This is a genomic window from Antarctobacter aquimaris (assembly GCF_900184945.1).
Classification (GTDB): Bacteria; Pseudomonadota; Alphaproteobacteria; order Rhodobacterales; family Rhodobacteraceae; genus Maliponia; species Maliponia aquimaris.
In genome coordinates this window covers 301,207-315,978 of record NZ_FXYF01000004.1, presented here as the reverse complement: position 1 = coordinate 315,978, position 14,772 = coordinate 301,207, and the positions used below count along the sequence as shown (strand labels likewise).

The window sequence follows — 14,772 nt, the reverse complement described above, 5'->3', positions numbered from 1 at the left end:
TCACGGTCTTGCGATGCTTCAAGATATCCTGTCTGCAAGGGTGCAAATCTTTGATAAGCTTCGCGAGTCGAACCTGAAAAGGGATTTACCAAGATGAATGATATTCTGAGACTTTCCGCGATTGCGGCGCTTGTTTGTGCCCTTGCGGCGGTATCGGGCGCCATGGCTCAGGACCAGCCGGATGCCGATGACGCGCCGGCGGAACCGGCCTGCGAATTGAAGGGCGAAAACGGCATGGTCAGCATGCTGCTGTGTCCGGAAGAGCTGGAAGCCGAGCAATACGCGGCAGAGGGGCGGATCGCCTGCGAAGGGCGTGCACCCTGCGGGGCGTGGATATGGACCGATGTCGCCGCCGTGCCGGCCGAGGCGCCCGATGCGCATGACAAACTGCCCAAGGAGAGCGTGCAGAAGGCCGTCGCCATCTGGGTGAACGACAATCAGCAGTTGATGATGCTCAAGAAAGAACCGGGCAATTAAGGGCCCGACCTGAAACGAAAAGCCCCGCCGGAGGTCACCGGCGGGGCAAGATCTTTGGATGCGTGGCAGGGCGTCAGGCCGTCTTCCGGCTCCGCAGACGCAGACCGCCAAGCGCGCCAAGACCCAGAAGGATCAGCGGCAGGCCGGCCGGCAGCGGGATCACGCTCGGGCCAGGGGTCACGATCTTCTGCACCTTGGCGGCGATCGCCGCGTCGAAGGCTGGACCAAAGCCCGAAACCTCCAGAACGAATGCGTCATTCAGCGGATCGGTGATCTGAGCCGGGCTGTTGTAAAGCGGCTGCAGTCCGGTGCCAGCGGTGTCGAATGCGAGATCGCGCATCGTGGCGATGTCCGTGAACGATCCGACAGCTTCGAAGCTCAGCGAGTCCCAACCCGAGGTGATCAGCGCATCGCGCTGCACAGTCGGATTGCCGCCGAAACCATCCGTCATCATGTTGATGAGGCTTGCGTCGCCAAGCGTCGTGACCGTGTTGTTCAGAAGGGTGAACGCGGCTGCAAAGCTGGTACCGCCGCCAGAGTAGGTTGCATTGCGAATAGCCGTGGTGACAGCCGCAAGATCGCCCGCGGTGTTGATCGTGGTCGGGCCGACATCAACCGATGCGCCGCCGGAGAACGAAATCACGGTGATCGTGTAGGTGTCAGCCCCACCGACCGGAATGCTGGCATCCAGCGCATCCGCCAGCGAATCCATCGCCGCCAGATAGTCGGCCGCATCGACGCTGCCCGACTCATCCATCAGGAAGGCAAGGTCAATATTGGCAGCACTTGCCGAGCCTGCCATCAGGCCCAGCGAAGCAACGGCTGCTGTGGCCAGGTTTCTAAGTCTCATTTCTGATCCCCCTTAAGAGTAAAAAAATGTTCACGTGGCCCGAAACCCGTCTGCGGACCATCGCTCTCTTCGATACCCCGAAAAGCCGATTCTGGCAATAATTTGTTAACCATTGGCCATTTTGCCCAGGCAGCCGTTTCCGAATCGTGTCTGATAATGGGGGAATCCCGGGGTTTGTTTCATGATCTTGCGCAACTGCGAAATATTATTGCGCAGGCCGGCCGGGCTGTTATAACGATCGCGAAGTTGAGGGGGGCGCGTATGGCTGGTCACCGGCTTGATCCGATCGATCGCAAGATTCTGGCCGAGTTGCAGGCGGATGGGCGCATGACGAATGTCGAGCTGGCCCGCCGCGTGGGCATCTCGGCCCCGCCCTGCCTGCGCCGCGTCCGCGTGCTCGAGGAACAGGGCTATATCCGGGGTTATCACGCCGACGTCGACGCCCGCGAACTGGGATTCGAGGTGCAGGTCTTTGTCATGGTCGGGCTGCAAAGCCAGGCCGAGGTCGACCTGTCCGCCTTCGAGGACCGCTGCCGTGCCTGGCCGCTGGTGCGCGAGTGTCACATGCTGAACGGCGAGGTCGACTTCATCCTGAAATGCGTGGCGCCCGACCTGTCCACCTTCCAGAGTTTTCTGACCGGCAAGCTGCTGACCGCGCCCAACGTGGCCAGCGTCAAGACCTCGCTGGTGATCCGCGGCGCAAAGGATGACCCGGGCGTGCCCTTCGAGGTGCTGGAAGAGCGGCTGAGCCGCAGCGCCTGAGCGCGCGCCGGGCGGGACGCCCGACGCCAGCGCCGTCACATGCCGATGCCGTCACATGTCGACAAGGTTGTCGATCACCTCGCGCGTGGTGCGTGTCATGCTGACCTGCCCGAAATCGTCCAGGTCGGTGAGGTTGGGGAACATCGACAGGAACAGCGCCCGCATGTTGTTGCCCAGCGCCTGCCCGGCGGTGTTGCCGGGGTGATAGCTTTCCAGCTCGATCCCGCCGATCCGCAGCGTCGTGTGTCGCCGCACCATCAGGTGGAACAGCTGCACCGTGCCCATGGGCGAGACCTCCAGAAAGCGGTCGCCATCGGCATAGTCGCAGACCCGTGACAGCACGCCATCCTTGCCCAGCAGCGCCTCCAGCCGCGGGTGGCGCACCACCATGCGCGCGGCGGGGCCCAGCAGCACGTCCATTGGCGGCTGGCCCATGCCGAACGCGTCGGTGGTGATCCGCGTCATGTGTGTCAGCGTCGTCGCCTCGTCATCGTGGCCGGGGACATAGGTGGTGGATCCGATCCAGGTGACCGGCTCGGCGCCATTGCCGGTTTCGATGTAGTCGCCGGGCACGAGGTCCTCGATCGCCATCGGGCCGCGCACCGTTTCGATCAGCGTGCCGCGGGCAAAGGCGGTGGCGCATTCCTCGAAAAAGGGCGAGGCCGGAGCGACGTGCTGCGTGAAGGAGACGGTGAGGTCCGGCAGCAGGGCGGCGACCTCGTACCTGCGCATGAGAGAGTTTGCGCGACGAGGCCGCCCGTCAGGGGCGTCCTCCCGGTCCGGTGGGACAGGAAGAGTGAGAGCGGAACTGGCCGCCGGGGGCATCCCGGACAGGCCACGGTGGAGACGGGTCATGTGATCCCCTCGGCAGTCGGGTCACATCCGTGTTGGCCCCCACCAACAACGCCGAACGGACGGTTTGAACAACGCATCTGTACTGGTGACATCCTCGCCTCAATGGGGGCGGGTTGTCAAAATTGGCGTGTGCGACGGCGCAGGGGGTATGACAATCGCGGCGCAGGGGGAGAGATTGTTCCATCAGGACGGACGGAACGGCCACATTTCGCCGGGGGCGTGATTCGCGTGGCGAAGGGTCCGGGTCTGTCGCGAAACGGGCCAGCGCGGGCGCTTTTTGGCGCCCACGCCGGTCTTTCGGGCCGTGTCAGGCGCTCTTGCTGCGCCGCGCCGAAACGGGTTTGTCGTCCTGCGCGGCCTGGCGGCGGGCGATCATCGCCGCACGCGGGGCGCCACGCTCAAACGGCAGACGGGGGGCGCCGGTGCGGGCGGTGGTGACGATCGAAACGATGAAGCGGCGCGGGTGTTTCATGGCGTGTCCTTCTGCTCTGGCCTGCCTTTGACTCAAACTTGCAGGGAAATACGGCAGTATTGGGACAATCCCGGGCCGATCGCCGGATTGTTTCGCGCCGTCAGCGGCTCAGAGTCGAATGACCGAGATCAGGCGTCCATAGTCGGCCTGGCCGGCATGGGTGGCCCGGCGATAGGAATAAAAGCGGTCCGGATCGGAATAGGTGCAATGGCGGGTCCATTCCGCCTCGACCCCCGCTTCGCGCAGGCGGTGCAGGCCGTAGGCGGGCAGGTCGAAATGCAGCCGGTCGCCGCGCCCGCCGGCAAAGAACCGCGTGTTGCGCGGATCGTCGACGATGAAATCCTCGAAGAACTCCGGCCCGACCTCGTAGGCGAGCTGGCTGATCGTCGGGCCGATGACGGCGCGGATGCCGTCGCGCGTGGCGCCCAGCGCCAGCATGGCGTCCACCGTCGCCTCCAGCACGCCGTCACGCGCACCGCGCCAGCCGGCATGCGCCGCGCCGATCACACCCGCCGCCGGATCGGCGAACAGCACCGGCTGACAGTCCGCGGTCAGCACGCCCAGCGCGATGTCCGGCGTCGCGGTGACCAGCGCGTCGGCCTTGGGGCGCGGATCGGGCAGGGGGCCGGTCACGGTCAGCGCCTCGGCGGAATGCACCTGGTGGAGGGTGGTCAGCATCCCCGGGGCCACCTGCATCGCGTCGGCCACGCGGGCGCGGTTGATCGCCACGATCTCGGCCTGGTCGGTCGACCCGGGGCCGCAGTTCAGCCCCGAGAAGATGCCCGACGAGGCACCGCCCCTGCGGGTGAAAAAGCCGTGGCGCAGCGGCGCGAGGCTGTCGGATGTGATGATCTCGAGCGTCATGGCGTGGCGCGAAGCTCCAGTCCGGGCGGCGGCGGGGCACCCTGCGGCAGCAGGGCGAGCGTCTTGAACAGTGATCCCATTTCGTCGGGGTGCGTCAACCGGCGATGTGCGGCGATGTGGCTGTTCAGGGTCTCGCCGGCCAGGCCGCGCGACAGCGCCTGCGCCCGCGCAGTGATGCCCAGCCGTTCGAGAAAGACGCCCTGCGGTGTCAGCAGGCTGTGGGTCGCCGGGGCGGCGGCGCGGGCGATGACCTCGAAATCCACGTGGGTGGTCAGGTCGGCCGCGCCCGGATCGGCAAAGGGGTCCGCCGGCGCATGGCCCCGAAGCGCCTGAAGCGTGTCGCCCAGCGAGCGCCAGTCGCCGTAGTCGAGGATCAGGGCGCATCCGCCATCACGGGCGATTCGCGCGCCCAGCGTGGCGGCGATGGACTGCGCAGGGGCGCAGGTCTCGACGATGTCGCCGTCCTGCGTGTCGTCCAGCCGGGGGGCCAGCGCGGGCTGCGGCATCGCGCCCGCAAGGCCGAGGGTTAGCCGCCCACCCTCCAGCCCTATGACCCGTTCGCGCCAAAGCGCGCCGTCGCGCTGGAACTGGCGCACCGGCAAGGCGTCGAAGAACTCGTTGGCGACCAGGAACAGCGTGCCGTCGGGCAGGGTGTCGACGCTGTCGTGCCACCGGGCCTGGGGCAGCCGCCGCGCCTGTTCGGCGCGCAAGGTTGGCGAGGTCTCGACCAGGTGCAGCCGGGCGGCGCCGTGAAAGCCGGGCACGCGGGCGGTGGCGCGCAGGGCATCGGCCATCAGCGTGCCGCGCCCCGGGCCAAGCTCGGCCAGGACAAAGGGTGTAGGCGCGCTCTGGTCCAGCCAGGCTTGCGCGAGGCACAGGCCCAAGAGCTCGCCGAACATCTGGCTGATCTCGGGCGCGGTGGTGAAATCGCCCGCCACGCCCAGCGGATCGCGGGTGCTGTAGTAGCCGTGGTCGGGATGCATCAGGCAGGTGGCCATGTAGTCGGCCAGGGTCATCGGGCCTGTCGTCGCGATCTGGCGGCCGAGGATATCGTGCAGCGGGGTTGTCACGTCGCGGTGCCCGCCTGCGCGCGGCGCAGCGCGTAGCGAATGGCCAACGCGCCGCCCAGGATCATCGGCAGGGTCAGCAGCTGCCCCATGGTCAGCCCGTAGCCGCCGATGTGCAGGGCCAGGCCCAGCGGGTTGCCGTCGGACTGGAACTGCGCGTCGGGCTGGCGGAAGAATTCCACCGTGAAGCGGGCCAGCCCGTAGCCGGCAAAGAAGGTCCCGGCGATCGCGCCGGGCCGCTTCAGCCAGCCGCGCCGGACCAGCAGCAGCAGCACGACCAGCAACAACAGCCCCTCCAGCGCCGCCTCGTAGAGCTGCGAGGGGTGGCGGGCGCAGAGCGTGCCCTCGGGCTGGCCGCAGGCCTGCGCCAGTTGGCCGGGAAAGATCACCGCCCAGGGCAGGTCCGAGGCGCGGCCCCAAAGCTCGGCATTGACGAAGTTGGCCAGCCGGCCCAGCAGCAGCCCGGGCGGCGTGGCGATGGCGGCCAGGTCGGCGACGGAGGCCAGCGCGATGCGGTGGCGCGTGCAGTAGATCCAGATCGCCAGCACGACTCCCAGCAGACCGCCGTGAAACGCCATGCCGCCCTGCCAGATCATCGGGATCTCCAGCGGGTGCGACAGGTAGTAGCCCGGCATGTAGAACAGCACAAAGCCCAGCCGCCCGCCCAGGATGATGCCGAGGATGATCCAGGTCAGCAGGTCCTCGATCTGCGCCGGGGTCATCGGCGGGGTCTGGTCGGTCCAGAGCCGGGGGCGATTGACCGCCCAGACCGCCAGCCGCCAGCCGATCAGGATGCCGCCGATATAGGCCAGGGCGTACCAGCGCAGGGCAAAGTCCATGCCGAAGAGCGTGATCGAGAAGACCTCGGAGGAGAGGTCGGGAAAGGGGATGGCTGCCTGCATGTGTCCTGTTGTCTCTTGTCGCGGGGCAAAGTCAACCTTGAGGGTCGGGCCGTTGAAGACCATATAGGCAGGGAATGCAAAGCGGGAGTGACCCATGCAGACGCGCAACAAGGTTTTCGACGATCTGAGCCAGCTGATGACCAACGCCATGGGCGTGGCGCAGGGGGCCAGGGAAGAGGCCGAGACCGCCATGAAGTCCCTGATCGACCGCTGGCTGGCGGACCGGGATTTTGTCACCCGCGAGGAATTCGACGCCGTGCGCGCCATGGCGCAGAAGGCGCGCGAGGAGAACGAGGCGCTGAAGGCCCGCATCGAGGCGCTGGAAAAGCGCTGAGGTCAGGGACGGGGGTGACGCTCGTGTCCCTGCGGGCCACGTCGCCCCACCCACCGTCCCTCGAGGTGTCGCCCTGCGAAGTGTCGCCTTGCGGGGTTTGACTTGACGCCGCGTCTCGGTATTCGTTAGCGCCAACGCCTTGGGGGGCGTGAACGCAGGGAGGCGGCGCATGTATCTTGGACTCGACCTTGGGACTTCGGGGCTGCGCGCCCTGTTGGTCGACGAAGGCGGTACGCCGGTCGCCAGCGCCGTCAGCGCCTATGCGCCGACCCACCCGCGCCCCGGCTGGTCCGAGCAGGACCCGGAAGACTGGGTACAGGCCGTTGACGCGGCGCTGGGCGAGCTGGCGGCGGCGCATCCGGGCGAGATGGCGGCGGTTGCGGGGATCGGCGTGTCCGGCCACATGCACGGTGCGACCCTGCTGGATGCCGATGGCACGGTGCTGCGGCCCTGCATCCTGTGGAACGACACCCGCAGCGCTGCCGAGGCGGCGGAGCTGGACGCGCTGGAGCGCGTGCGCGCCCTCTCGGGCAACATCGTCTTTCCCGGCTTCACCGCGCCCAAGCTGGTCTGGGTCGCCCGGCATGAACCCGAGATCTTTGCCCGCATCGCCTCGGTGCTGCTGCCCGCCGCCTATCTGAATTTCCACCTGACCGGCGAACAGTTCGCCGACATGTCGGACAGCGCCGGGACCTCCTGGCTGGACGTGGGCGCGCGGGCCTGGTCGCCGCGCCTGCTGGAGGTGTCTGGCATGTGCGCCGTGCAGATGCCCCGGCTGGTGGAGGGCTGCGAGGTGGGCGGCGCATTGCGGCCCGACCTGGCCCACCGCTGGGGCATGACGCGCACGGTGCAGGTCGTCGGCGGGGCCGGGGACAACGCGGCCTCGGCCTGCGGGGTCGGGGCGCTGCGCGACGGGGCGGGCTTTGTCTCGCTCGGCACCTCGGGGGTCGTTCTGACGGGGCGCGATGGCTATGCCCCCCTGCCGGAAAGTGCGGTGCACACCTTCTGCCACGCGGTGCCGGGGCAATGGTACCAGATGGGGGTGATCCTGTCGGCCACCGACAGCCTGAACTGGCTGTCGCGGATCACCGGGACCACGCCCGCCGCGCTGTCACAGGAGGTGGGCGATGTGCTGGACGGGCCGGGGCGGGTGCGCTTTCTGCCCTACCTGTCGGGGGAACGGACGCCGCACAACGACAGCCGCGTACGCGGCGGCTTTCTGAACCTCGATGTCGGCACGGACAACCGCGACATGACCCGCGCGGTGATGGAGGGGGTCGCCTTTGCCCTGCGCGACTGCGCCGAGGCGCTGCGCGCGTCGGGCGCGCGGCTGGATCACCTGTTGGCCGTCGGCGGCGGCACGCGCTCGCGCGCCTGGGTAGAGATGATCGCCACGCTGCTGGGCGTCCCGCTGGGGCTGCCGGACAAGGGCGATTTCGGCGCGGCGCTGGGCGCTGCGCGGCTGGCCATGGTGGGTTGCGGGGCGGGATCGGTCAACGAGGTCATGACCCCCCCGCCATTGCGCGAGACGGTCGAGCCGAACGTCGCCCTGTCGGCGGCCTACGACGAGGCTTACGCGGCCTGGCGCGCGGCCTACCCGGCGATCAGGGACCTGCGCTGACTCAGGACGCCCGTTCCGGCACGATCTGCTGCGCGATGCCGGCGAACAGCAGGTAGACCGAGGTCAGTATCAGGCCCCAATGCGCCCAGCTCTGCGGGTGAAAGTCGACCCAGGCCGCCCAGCCGGCGAATACCGTCCAGGCCAGCGCCATCGGCAGCGACAGCCCGCGCCAGCGCACGGTGCGCACCGGGTGGATGAACTTCAGCGGCAGGAACATCGCCACCGCCAGCGCCGCCACCAGCGTCAGGATGACCCAGAAATCCGGCCGGATGGCGAACAGCACCAGCACCAGCATGTTCCAGCACCCCGGAAAGCCGCAGAATGAATTGTCCGAGGTCTTCATCCGGCTGTCGGCAAAGTACATCGCACTGGCAAAGGTGATCACGATGATCGCCGCCCAGCCCGTCCAGCCGGGCAAAAGGCCGGACTGGAACAGCGCAAAGGCCGGGATGAACACATAGGTCAGGTAGTCTATGATCAGGTCCAGCAGCACCCCGTCAAAGCGCGGGGCGTAGGTCTTGACCTCGTACTTGCGCGCCAGCGGCCCGTCGATGCCGTCGACGGCAAAGGCGATCACCAGCCAGAGAAACATCAAGGACCACTTTTCCTGCACCGCCGCCAGCATCGCCAGCATGGCAAAGACCGCGCCGGTGGCGGTCAGCAGGTGAACGGAGAGCGCGCATGTCTCGGGTTTCATCTGTGGTGTCATGCGAATGTCATGGAGCAAATGCGCGTCGGTTGCAATTGTCGCAAACGGGCGCCCGGGTTTCCCGGCCTTGCATCGCTTTCGCATGACGGACATATCGTGAAGGCGTCACGTCTAAGACGGTTTTCCGGACGGAGGATTCCATGCTGCGCGTTGTCCTGTGCCTTGTCCTGCTGGCCTTTCCCGCCACGGCCGAAGAGCCGCGCGTGCCCTCCAGCGCGGCCGAGATCACCCTGAGCTTTGCGCCGCTGGTCAAGACGGCCGCGCCGGCGGTGGTCAACATCTACGCCCAGCGGATCGTGCGCGAGCAGAGCCCCTTTGCCTCCGATCCGTTCTTCGACAACTTCTTTCGCGACTTGCAGGCGCGGCCCCGGGTGCAGAACTCGCTGGGCTCCGGCGTGATCCTGTCGGCCGACGGCATCGTGGTGTCCAACTTTCACGTCGTGGGCGAGGCGACCGACATCCGCGTGGTGCTGAACGACCGGCGCGAGTTCGCCGCAAGGGTCCTGCTGGCCGACGAGGAATCCGACCTTGCCATCCTGCAACTGGAGGGGGCGAAAGACATGCCGTTCCTCGAGCTGCGCGACAGCGACACCATCGAGGTGGGCGAGCTGGTGCTCGCCATCGGCAACCCCTTCGGCGTCGGGCAGACGGTGTCGTCGGGCATCGTGTCGGGGCTGGCGCGGTCGGGCACGGCCACCGGCAACGCGCGCGGCTACTTCATCCAGACCGATGCGCCGATCAACCCCGGCAACTCGGGCGGCGCGCTGATCGACGTGGCGGGGCGCCTGATCGGGGTCAACACCTCGATCCTGACCCGCTCCGGCGGATCAAACGGAATCGGTTTCGCCATCCCCTCGGGCCTCGTGGCGCAGTTCGTCGAACAGGCGCAGGACGGCAAGACGCGGTTCGAACGGCCCTGGGCGGGCATGACCGGCCAGCCGGTCGATGCGCAGATGTCTGACAGCCTGGGGCTGGAGATCCCCGGCGGCGTGGTGATCGCCGCGCTGCATCCCGAAAGCCCCTTTGCCAAGGCGGGCCTGCGCGTGGGCGACGTGGTGACCGAGGTCGACCGCCAGCCGGTGAATACCCCGGCCGAGATGCTGTTCCGCATGTCTGTGCGCGGCATCGGCCGAGCGGCCGAGGTGATCTATGTTCGCAAGGGCGAATTGCGGCTGGCCACGGTCGACATGATCTCGCCGCCCGACGTGCCCGCCCGCGAGACGGTCAGCCTGGGCGAGCGCACCGCGCTGCCGGGTCTTCAGGTCGCCCGGATCAACCCGGCGGTGGTGGCGGAACTGGGGCTCGCCATCGACACCGATGGCGTTGTGGTCCTGGACCAGGGGCCGTTTGGCGACCAGGTCGGACTGCGGACGGGTGACGTGGTGGTGGGCATCAACGGCCAACGCGTCGAGGCCCCGCGCGATGTCGACCGGCTGCTGCGCCGTCCCGGCCTGCAACAGATCGAGGTGCGGCGCGGCGACCGCCGCCTGCTGCTGCGCTTCCGGGCCTGACGCAGTGGCCGACCTCTTCGACAAACCCGGCGTACCCGACACCGCCCCGCGCCCGCTGGCGGACCGGCTGCGGCCCGCACGTCTGGACGAGGTGATCGGCCAGCGGCAGGTGCTGGGACCGGAATCGTCGCTGGGCGTCATGCTGGAGGCCGGCACGCTGGGCTCGGTGATCTTCTGGGGGCCGCCGGGGGTGGGCAAGACCACGATCGCGCGCCTGCTGGCCGATGCCACCGAGCTGCATTTCGTCCAGATCAGCGCGATCTTTTCCGGCGTGGCCGAGCTGCGCAAGGTCTTTGACGCGGCCAAGGAACGGCGCCGCATGGGCCAGGGCACGCTGCTCTTCGTCGACGAGATCCACCGCTTCAACAAGGCGCAGCAGGACAGTTTCCTGCCGCATATGGAGGATGGCACGATCCTGCTGGTCGGCGCCACCACGGAAAACCCCTCGTTCGAGCTGAACGCCGCGCTGCTCAGCCGGGCACAGGTGCTGGTGCTGGAGCGCCTGTCGGACGAAGACCTGGAACACCTCGCGCAACGGGCGGAGAAGGCTCTGGACCGTCCCCTTCCGCTGGAACCCTCGGCCCGAACGGCGCTGTTCGAGATGGCCGACGGCGACGGCCGCGCCTTTCTCAACCTGGTCGAGCAGGTGATGTCCTGGAAACTGCCGAAACCGCTGGACACCGAGGGCCTCAAGACCCGGCTGATGAAACGCGCCGCCAACTATGACAAGTCGGGCGACGGTCACTACAACCTGATCTCGGCGCTGCACAAATCGGTGCGCGGCTCGGACCCGGACGCGGCGCTCTACTGGTTCGCCCGGATGCTGGAGGCGGGGGAGGATCCGCGCTTTCTTGCCCGCCGGATCACCCGCATGGCGGTCGAGGACATCGGCCTGGCCGATCCGCAGGCGCAGGCGGTCTGCCTTCAGGGCTGGGAGACCTATGAACGCCTCGGCAGCCCCGAGGGCGAACTGGCGCTTGCGCAGGCGCTGGTCTACATCGCGCTCGCGCCCAAATCCAACGCCGTTTACACCGCTTACAAGGCCGCGCGCGCGGCCGCGAAAAAGACCGGCTCGCTGATGCCGCCGAAACACATCCTCAACGCCCCCACCGGCCTGATGAAGGACCAGGGCTATGGCGCGGGCTACGCCTATGACCACGATGCGCAGGATGGCTTTTCCGGGCAGGACTATTTTCCGGAAAGCATGGGCCGCACCACCTTCTACGATCCGGTCGAACGCGGTTTTGAACGCGACCTGCGCAAGCGGATCGACTATTTCGCGCGCCTGCGCAAACAACGGACACAGGGCTGACCCCCGGGTTGCTTCTGGCCGGAAATACCTCGGGGGTGAGGCCGCAGGCCTAGGGGACAGCGCCCCGACCCCGCCTGCCAGGGGCACGCCGCTTGACATCCGCCTGCCGCGCCGCCATGTCCGCGCGCATGACACCCATCGTCCAAGTCGCCCTCGGCGGCGCCCTCGGCGCTTCGGCCCGGTACATGACCGGGGTCGCGACTGCACGCCTGCTGGGCAAGGGCTTTCCCTGGGGCACGCTGATCGTGAACATCCTCGGCTCCTTCCTGATGGGGGTGCTGGTGATCGCGCTGCTGCACCTGGGTGGAAACCGCTACGCGCCCCTGCTGATGACCGGCGTGCTGGGCGGATTCACCACCTTCTCGGCCTTTTCGCTGGACGCGGTCACGCTGTACGAGCGCGGGCAGGTGGGCCTTGCCGCGGGTTATGTCGGCGCCTCGGTGGTGCTGTCCATCGGCGCGCTGTTCGCCGGACTGTCCGTCGCGCGGAGTGTCACGTCATGAGCCGGGTGCAGACCGTCACAGTGGGGCCGGGCGATGGCGACCAGCGGCTGGACCGCTGGCTGAAGCGGCATTTCCCGCACGTCGCCCAGACCCGCATCGAAAAGATGTGCCGCAAGGGCGAGTTGCGCGTCGACGGCGCGCGGGCCAAGGCCTCGACCCGGCTGGAGGTGGGCCAGCAGGTGCGCATCCCGCCGCTGCCCGAACCCGATCAGGTCGAGAGCGCGCCGAAACCGACCGTCACGCCGCAGGACGCCGAGATGATCCGCGCCTGCGTGATCTACCGCGACGACCACATCATCGCGATCAACAAGCCCGCCGGTCTGGCGACCCAGGGCGGCAGCAAGCAGACCCGCCACGTCGATGGCCTGTCCGAGGCGCTGACCTTCGACAAGGATGAAAAGCCCCGCCTGGTGCACCGGCTGGACAAGGATACCTCCGGCGTGCTGCTGCTGGCGCGCACGCGCGAGGCGGCCAAGGGGCTGACCGCCGCCATGCGCCACCGCGAGACGCGCAAGATCTACTGGGCGCTGGTGGCCGGCGTGCCCACGCCCTACCTGGGCGAGGTCCGCTATGGCCTGGTCAAGGCGCCGGGCCACGGCAAGGGCGGGGAGGGCGAAAAGATGCTCTGCGTCCACCCGCGCGACATGAACACGACCGAGGGCGCCAAGCGGGCGCACACGCTCTATGCCACGCTCTACCGCGTTGCCAGCCGGGCCGCCTGGGTGGCGATGGAGCCGCTGACCGGCCGCACCCACCAGTTGCGCGCGCATATGGCCGAAATCGGCCATCCGATCATCGGCGACGGCAAGTATGGCGGCTCCGGCCAGGAAAACATGGGCGACGGCTGGGGCGCACAGCTGGGCGGGATGATCTCGCGCAAGCTGCACCTGCACGCGCGGTCGATGACCTTTGAACACCCGATCACCGGCAAGACCGTGACCGTGACCGCCCCCCTGCCACCGCACATGCAGCAAAGCTGGGAGACGCTGGGCTGGGAAGAAAGCTTTGCCGACGCGGACCCCTTCGAAAGCCTGCGATGACCCTGCGGCTGGTGATCTTCGACGTGGACGGCACGCTGGTCGACAGCCAGGGCGATATCCTGGGCGCCATGGGCGAGGCTTTCGGTTCCGAAGGGCTGGAGCGCCCCTCGCGCGAGGCGATCCTCAGCATCGTCGGCCTGTCGCTGCCGCAGGCCTTTTCGGCGCTGGTGCCGCAGATCGGCGCGGTGCAGCGCACCCGGCTGGTGGAGGCGTACAAGTCCGCCTATGCGGAGTTGCGGATGCGTGGCGGCCCGGAAGCCTCGCCGCTCTATCCCGGCATCCCGGACCTGCTGGACAGGCTGTCGGCGCAGGCCGACGTGCTGCTGGGCATTGCCACGGGCAAATCGCGCCGGGGCCTGACCGCGCTGCTTGACAGCCACGGCCTCGCGCGGCGCTTCGTCACCAAGCAGGTGGCCGATGACAACCCGTCCAAGCCGCACCCGGGCATGCTGTTCACCGCGCTGGACGAGGCCGGTGTCGAACCCGAGCACGCGGTGATGATCGGCGACACGAGCTATGACATGGAGATGGCGCGCGCCGCCGGCGTCGCCCGCATCGGCGTGACCTGGGGCTATCACCCGCGCGAGGCGCTGGTGGATGCGCAGGTCGTCGTCGACGACGCAGCGGCGCTGGACCGGGCGATCGCCACGCTGCTGGGAGAGATGACATGAGCGAATGGGCGCTCAAGCGGTTCTGGAAGGCGGCCGAGGTCGTGCCCGAGGCCGAAGGGTATACCGTCACGCTGGACGGGCGCGGCGTCAGGACGCCGGCCAAGGCGCGGCTCGTGGTCCCGACCGAGGCGCTCGCCCGCGCCATCGCCGCCGAATGGCAGGCGCAGGACCAGCGCGTCGATCCGTCGACCATGCCCTTTACCCGCATGGCGAACTCGGCCCTCGACAAGGTGATCCCGCAGCACGCCGAGGTTGCCGACATGCTGGCAGACTATGGCGACAGCGACCTGCTGTGCTACCGTGCCACGGCGCCCGCCGCGCTGGTCGACCGGCAGTGCGCAGCCTGGGACCCGCTGCTGGACTGGGCGGCCACCGTCCATGGCGCGCGGTTGCTGCCGGTGGCCGGCGTTATGCATCGCCCGCAGGATCCCGGCGCGCTGGCACGCCTGTCGCAGGCCGTCCACGCGCAAAGCGCGTTTCAACTGGCAGCCTTTCATGACCTGGTGTCGATGTCCGGTTCGCTGGTCATCGCGCTGGCGGTGATGCAGGGCGCGCGAACCGCCGAAGAGGGCTGGGCGCTGTCGCGGATCGACGAAAGCTGGCAGGCCGAGCAGTGGGGCGCCGACGAGGAAGCCGAGGAAGTTGCCGAGAGAAAACGGCTCGAGTTTCTCCATGCGGCTGTTTTCCACGAGATGGCAAGCGGTTAGGATAACGGCTAGCAAGGGGCGCGCAGTCTGCGCGTTCGGCATCCTTGCTTGACCTTTGGGCGGGAATCCGCCCAAATTGGCGCAGGTTGCGAGGGGGGCGGACGGCGCATGTCCC

General features: G+C 68.0%; 17 protein-coding genes. 10 read left to right on the top strand and 7 right to left on the bottom strand.

Annotated features, from left to right (window positions below; all coding sequences use genetic code 11):
• Positions 1 to 93: 93 nt before the first annotated feature.
• Entirely contained in the window at positions 94 to 477 is a 384-nt protein-coding gene (locus tag MAA8898_RS09385; protein ID WP_094020729.1) for a hypothetical protein, read from the top strand.
• A 73-nt stretch (positions 478 to 550) separates the two neighbouring features.
• On the opposite strand, the gene MAA8898_RS09380 is transcribed toward MAA8898_RS09385, so the two are convergent.
• Positions 551 to 1,327: a vWA domain-containing protein gene (locus MAA8898_RS09380; RefSeq protein ID WP_094020728.1), complete on the bottom strand. Its 777-nt coding sequence runs from the start codon at positions 1,325 to 1,327 to the stop codon at positions 551 to 553.
• Between the two features lie 261 nt (positions 1,328 to 1,588).
• On the opposite strand from MAA8898_RS09380, the gene MAA8898_RS09375 reads away from it, so the two are divergent.
• Positions 1,589 to 2,089 carry an Lrp/AsnC family transcriptional regulator gene (locus MAA8898_RS09375; protein ID WP_094020727.1) on the top strand — a complete coding sequence of 167 codons (501 nt, stop codon included), beginning with the start codon at positions 1,589 to 1,591 and terminating at the stop codon, positions 2,087 to 2,089.
• A gap of 51 nt (positions 2,090 to 2,140) precedes the next feature.
• Here MAA8898_RS09375 and MAA8898_RS09370 read toward each other — a convergent pair whose 3' ends face one another.
• From MAA8898_RS09370 to lgt, 5 genes are all read right to left on the bottom strand, one after another.
• Entirely contained in the window at positions 2,141 to 2,821 is a 681-nt protein-coding gene (locus MAA8898_RS09370) for a Hint domain-containing protein (protein ID WP_245853322.1), read from the bottom strand.
• A gap of 430 nt (positions 2,822 to 3,251) precedes the next feature.
• Positions 3,252 to 3,416, bottom strand: coding sequence for a hypothetical protein (locus tag MAA8898_RS26225; protein ID WP_176445113.1), 165 nt, complete (start codon positions 3,414 to 3,416; stop codon positions 3,252 to 3,254).
• A gap of 108 nt (positions 3,417 to 3,524) precedes the next feature.
• The gene (gene pgeF / locus MAA8898_RS09365) at positions 3,525 to 4,280 is read right to left on the bottom strand and encodes a peptidoglycan editing factor PgeF (RefSeq protein WP_094020725.1); all 756 of its coding nucleotides are present in this window, start codon (positions 4,278 to 4,280) and stop codon (positions 3,525 to 3,527) included.
• Positions 4,277 to 5,296 carry a class I SAM-dependent methyltransferase gene (locus tag MAA8898_RS09360; RefSeq protein WP_094020885.1) on the bottom strand — a complete coding sequence of 340 codons (1,020 nt, stop codon included), beginning with the start codon at positions 5,294 to 5,296 and terminating at the stop codon, positions 4,277 to 4,279. The genes pgeF and MAA8898_RS09360 overlap by 4 nt, the downstream gene beginning before the upstream one ends.
• A gap of 50 nt (positions 5,297 to 5,346) precedes the next feature.
• Positions 5,347 to 6,249 (bottom strand): prolipoprotein diacylglyceryl transferase, encoded by a 903-nt coding sequence (lgt, locus tag MAA8898_RS09355; protein WP_094020724.1) that lies wholly within the window; start codon positions 6,247 to 6,249, stop codon positions 5,347 to 5,349.
• 94 nt (positions 6,250 to 6,343) lie between these two features.
• Between lgt and MAA8898_RS09350 the strand changes: the two genes are divergently transcribed.
• Together MAA8898_RS09350 and xylB are read left to right on the top strand one after the other, a co-directional pair.
• Entirely contained in the window at positions 6,344 to 6,583 is a 240-nt protein-coding gene (locus MAA8898_RS09350; protein ID WP_094020723.1) for an accessory factor UbiK family protein, read from the top strand.
• Between the two features lie 169 nt (positions 6,584 to 6,752).
• Complete coding sequence (gene xylB, locus MAA8898_RS09345; protein WP_094020722.1) at positions 6,753 to 8,204, top strand: xylulokinase; 1,452 nt, start codon at positions 6,753 to 6,755, stop codon at positions 8,202 to 8,204.
• Between the two features lies 1 nt (position 8,205).
• On the opposite strand, the gene MAA8898_RS09340 is transcribed toward xylB, so the two are convergent.
• A complete protein-coding gene (locus tag MAA8898_RS09340) occupies positions 8,206 to 8,901 on the bottom strand; it encodes a CDP-alcohol phosphatidyltransferase family protein (RefSeq protein ID WP_370738620.1) in 696 nt (231 codons plus the stop codon).
• Between the two features lie 152 nt (positions 8,902 to 9,053).
• Between MAA8898_RS09340 and MAA8898_RS09335 the strand changes: the two genes are divergently transcribed.
• From MAA8898_RS09335 to MAA8898_RS09310, 6 genes are all read left to right on the top strand, one after another.
• Entirely contained in the window at positions 9,054 to 10,424 is a 1,371-nt protein-coding gene (locus MAA8898_RS09335; RefSeq protein WP_094020720.1) for a trypsin-like peptidase domain-containing protein, read from the top strand.
• A gap of 4 nt (positions 10,425 to 10,428) precedes the next feature.
• Complete coding sequence (locus MAA8898_RS09330; protein ID WP_245853320.1) at positions 10,429 to 11,736, top strand: replication-associated recombination protein A; 1,308 nt, start codon at positions 10,429 to 10,431, stop codon at positions 11,734 to 11,736.
• A 128-nt stretch (positions 11,737 to 11,864) separates the two neighbouring features.
• Complete coding sequence (crcB, locus tag MAA8898_RS09325) at positions 11,865 to 12,239, top strand: fluoride efflux transporter CrcB (RefSeq protein WP_094020884.1); 375 nt, start codon at positions 11,865 to 11,867, stop codon at positions 12,237 to 12,239.
• Positions 12,236 to 13,279, top strand: a complete 1,044-nt coding sequence (locus MAA8898_RS09320) for an RluA family pseudouridine synthase (RefSeq protein WP_094020718.1) — start codon at positions 12,236 to 12,238, stop codon at positions 13,277 to 13,279. Before crcB ends, MAA8898_RS09320 begins: the two co-directional genes overlap by 4 nt.
• A complete protein-coding gene (locus MAA8898_RS09315) occupies positions 13,276 to 13,950 on the top strand; it encodes an HAD-IA family hydrolase (RefSeq protein WP_094020717.1) in 675 nt (224 codons plus the stop codon). Before MAA8898_RS09320 ends, MAA8898_RS09315 begins: the two co-directional genes overlap by 4 nt.
• A complete protein-coding gene (locus tag MAA8898_RS09310) occupies positions 13,947 to 14,657 on the top strand; it encodes an ATP12 family chaperone protein (protein ID WP_094020716.1) in 711 nt (236 codons plus the stop codon). Before MAA8898_RS09315 ends, MAA8898_RS09310 begins: the two co-directional genes overlap by 4 nt.
• Positions 14,658 to 14,772: the final 115 nt, after the last annotated feature.

What these genes read in the sequence shown, in the direction of transcription:
- MAA8898_RS09350 (WP_094020723.1), top strand. Translation starts at nt 6,344, where the DNA reads ATGCAGACGCGCAACAAGGTTTTCGACGATCTGAGCCAGCTGATGACC.
- MAA8898_RS09320 (WP_094020718.1), top strand. Translation starts at nt 12,236, where the DNA reads ATGAGCCGGGTGCAGACCGTCACAGTGGGGCCGGGCGATGGCGACCAG.
- pgeF (WP_094020725.1), bottom strand. Translation starts at nt 4,280, where the DNA reads ATGACGCTCGAGATCATCACATCCGACAGCCTCGCGCCGCTGCGCCAC.
- MAA8898_RS09315 (WP_094020717.1), top strand. Translation starts at nt 13,276, where the DNA reads ATGACCCTGCGGCTGGTGATCTTCGACGTGGACGGCACGCTGGTCGAC.
- MAA8898_RS09380 (WP_094020728.1), bottom strand. Translation starts at nt 1,327, where the DNA reads ATGAGACTTAGAAACCTGGCCACAGCAGCCGTTGCTTCGCTGGGCCTG.
- MAA8898_RS09375 (WP_094020727.1), top strand. Translation starts at nt 1,589, where the DNA reads ATGGCTGGTCACCGGCTTGATCCGATCGATCGCAAGATTCTGGCCGAG.
- MAA8898_RS09340 (WP_370738620.1), bottom strand. Translation starts at nt 8,901, where the DNA reads ATGAAACCCGAGACATGCGCGCTCTCCGTTCACCTGCTGACCGCCACC.
- lgt (WP_094020724.1), bottom strand. Translation starts at nt 6,249, where the DNA reads ATGCAGGCAGCCATCCCCTTTCCCGACCTCTCCTCCGAGGTCTTCTCG.
- crcB (WP_094020884.1), top strand. Translation starts at nt 11,865, where the DNA reads ATGACACCCATCGTCCAAGTCGCCCTCGGCGGCGCCCTCGGCGCTTCG.
- MAA8898_RS09385 (WP_094020729.1), top strand. Translation starts at nt 94, where the DNA reads ATGAATGATATTCTGAGACTTTCCGCGATTGCGGCGCTTGTTTGTGCC.
- MAA8898_RS09360 (WP_094020885.1), bottom strand. Translation starts at nt 5,296, where the DNA reads ATGACCCTGGCCGACTACATGGCCACCTGCCTGATGCATCCCGACCAC.
- MAA8898_RS09335 (WP_094020720.1), top strand. Translation starts at nt 9,054, where the DNA reads ATGCTGCGCGTTGTCCTGTGCCTTGTCCTGCTGGCCTTTCCCGCCACG.
- MAA8898_RS09310 (WP_094020716.1), top strand. Translation starts at nt 13,947, where the DNA reads ATGAGCGAATGGGCGCTCAAGCGGTTCTGGAAGGCGGCCGAGGTCGTG.
- MAA8898_RS26225 (WP_176445113.1), bottom strand. Translation starts at nt 3,416, where the DNA reads ATGAAACACCCGCGCCGCTTCATCGTTTCGATCGTCACCACCGCCCGC.
- xylB (WP_094020722.1), top strand. Translation starts at nt 6,753, where the DNA reads ATGTATCTTGGACTCGACCTTGGGACTTCGGGGCTGCGCGCCCTGTTG.
- MAA8898_RS09370 (WP_245853322.1), bottom strand. Translation starts at nt 2,821, where the DNA reads ATGCGCAGGTACGAGGTCGCCGCCCTGCTGCCGGACCTCACCGTCTCC.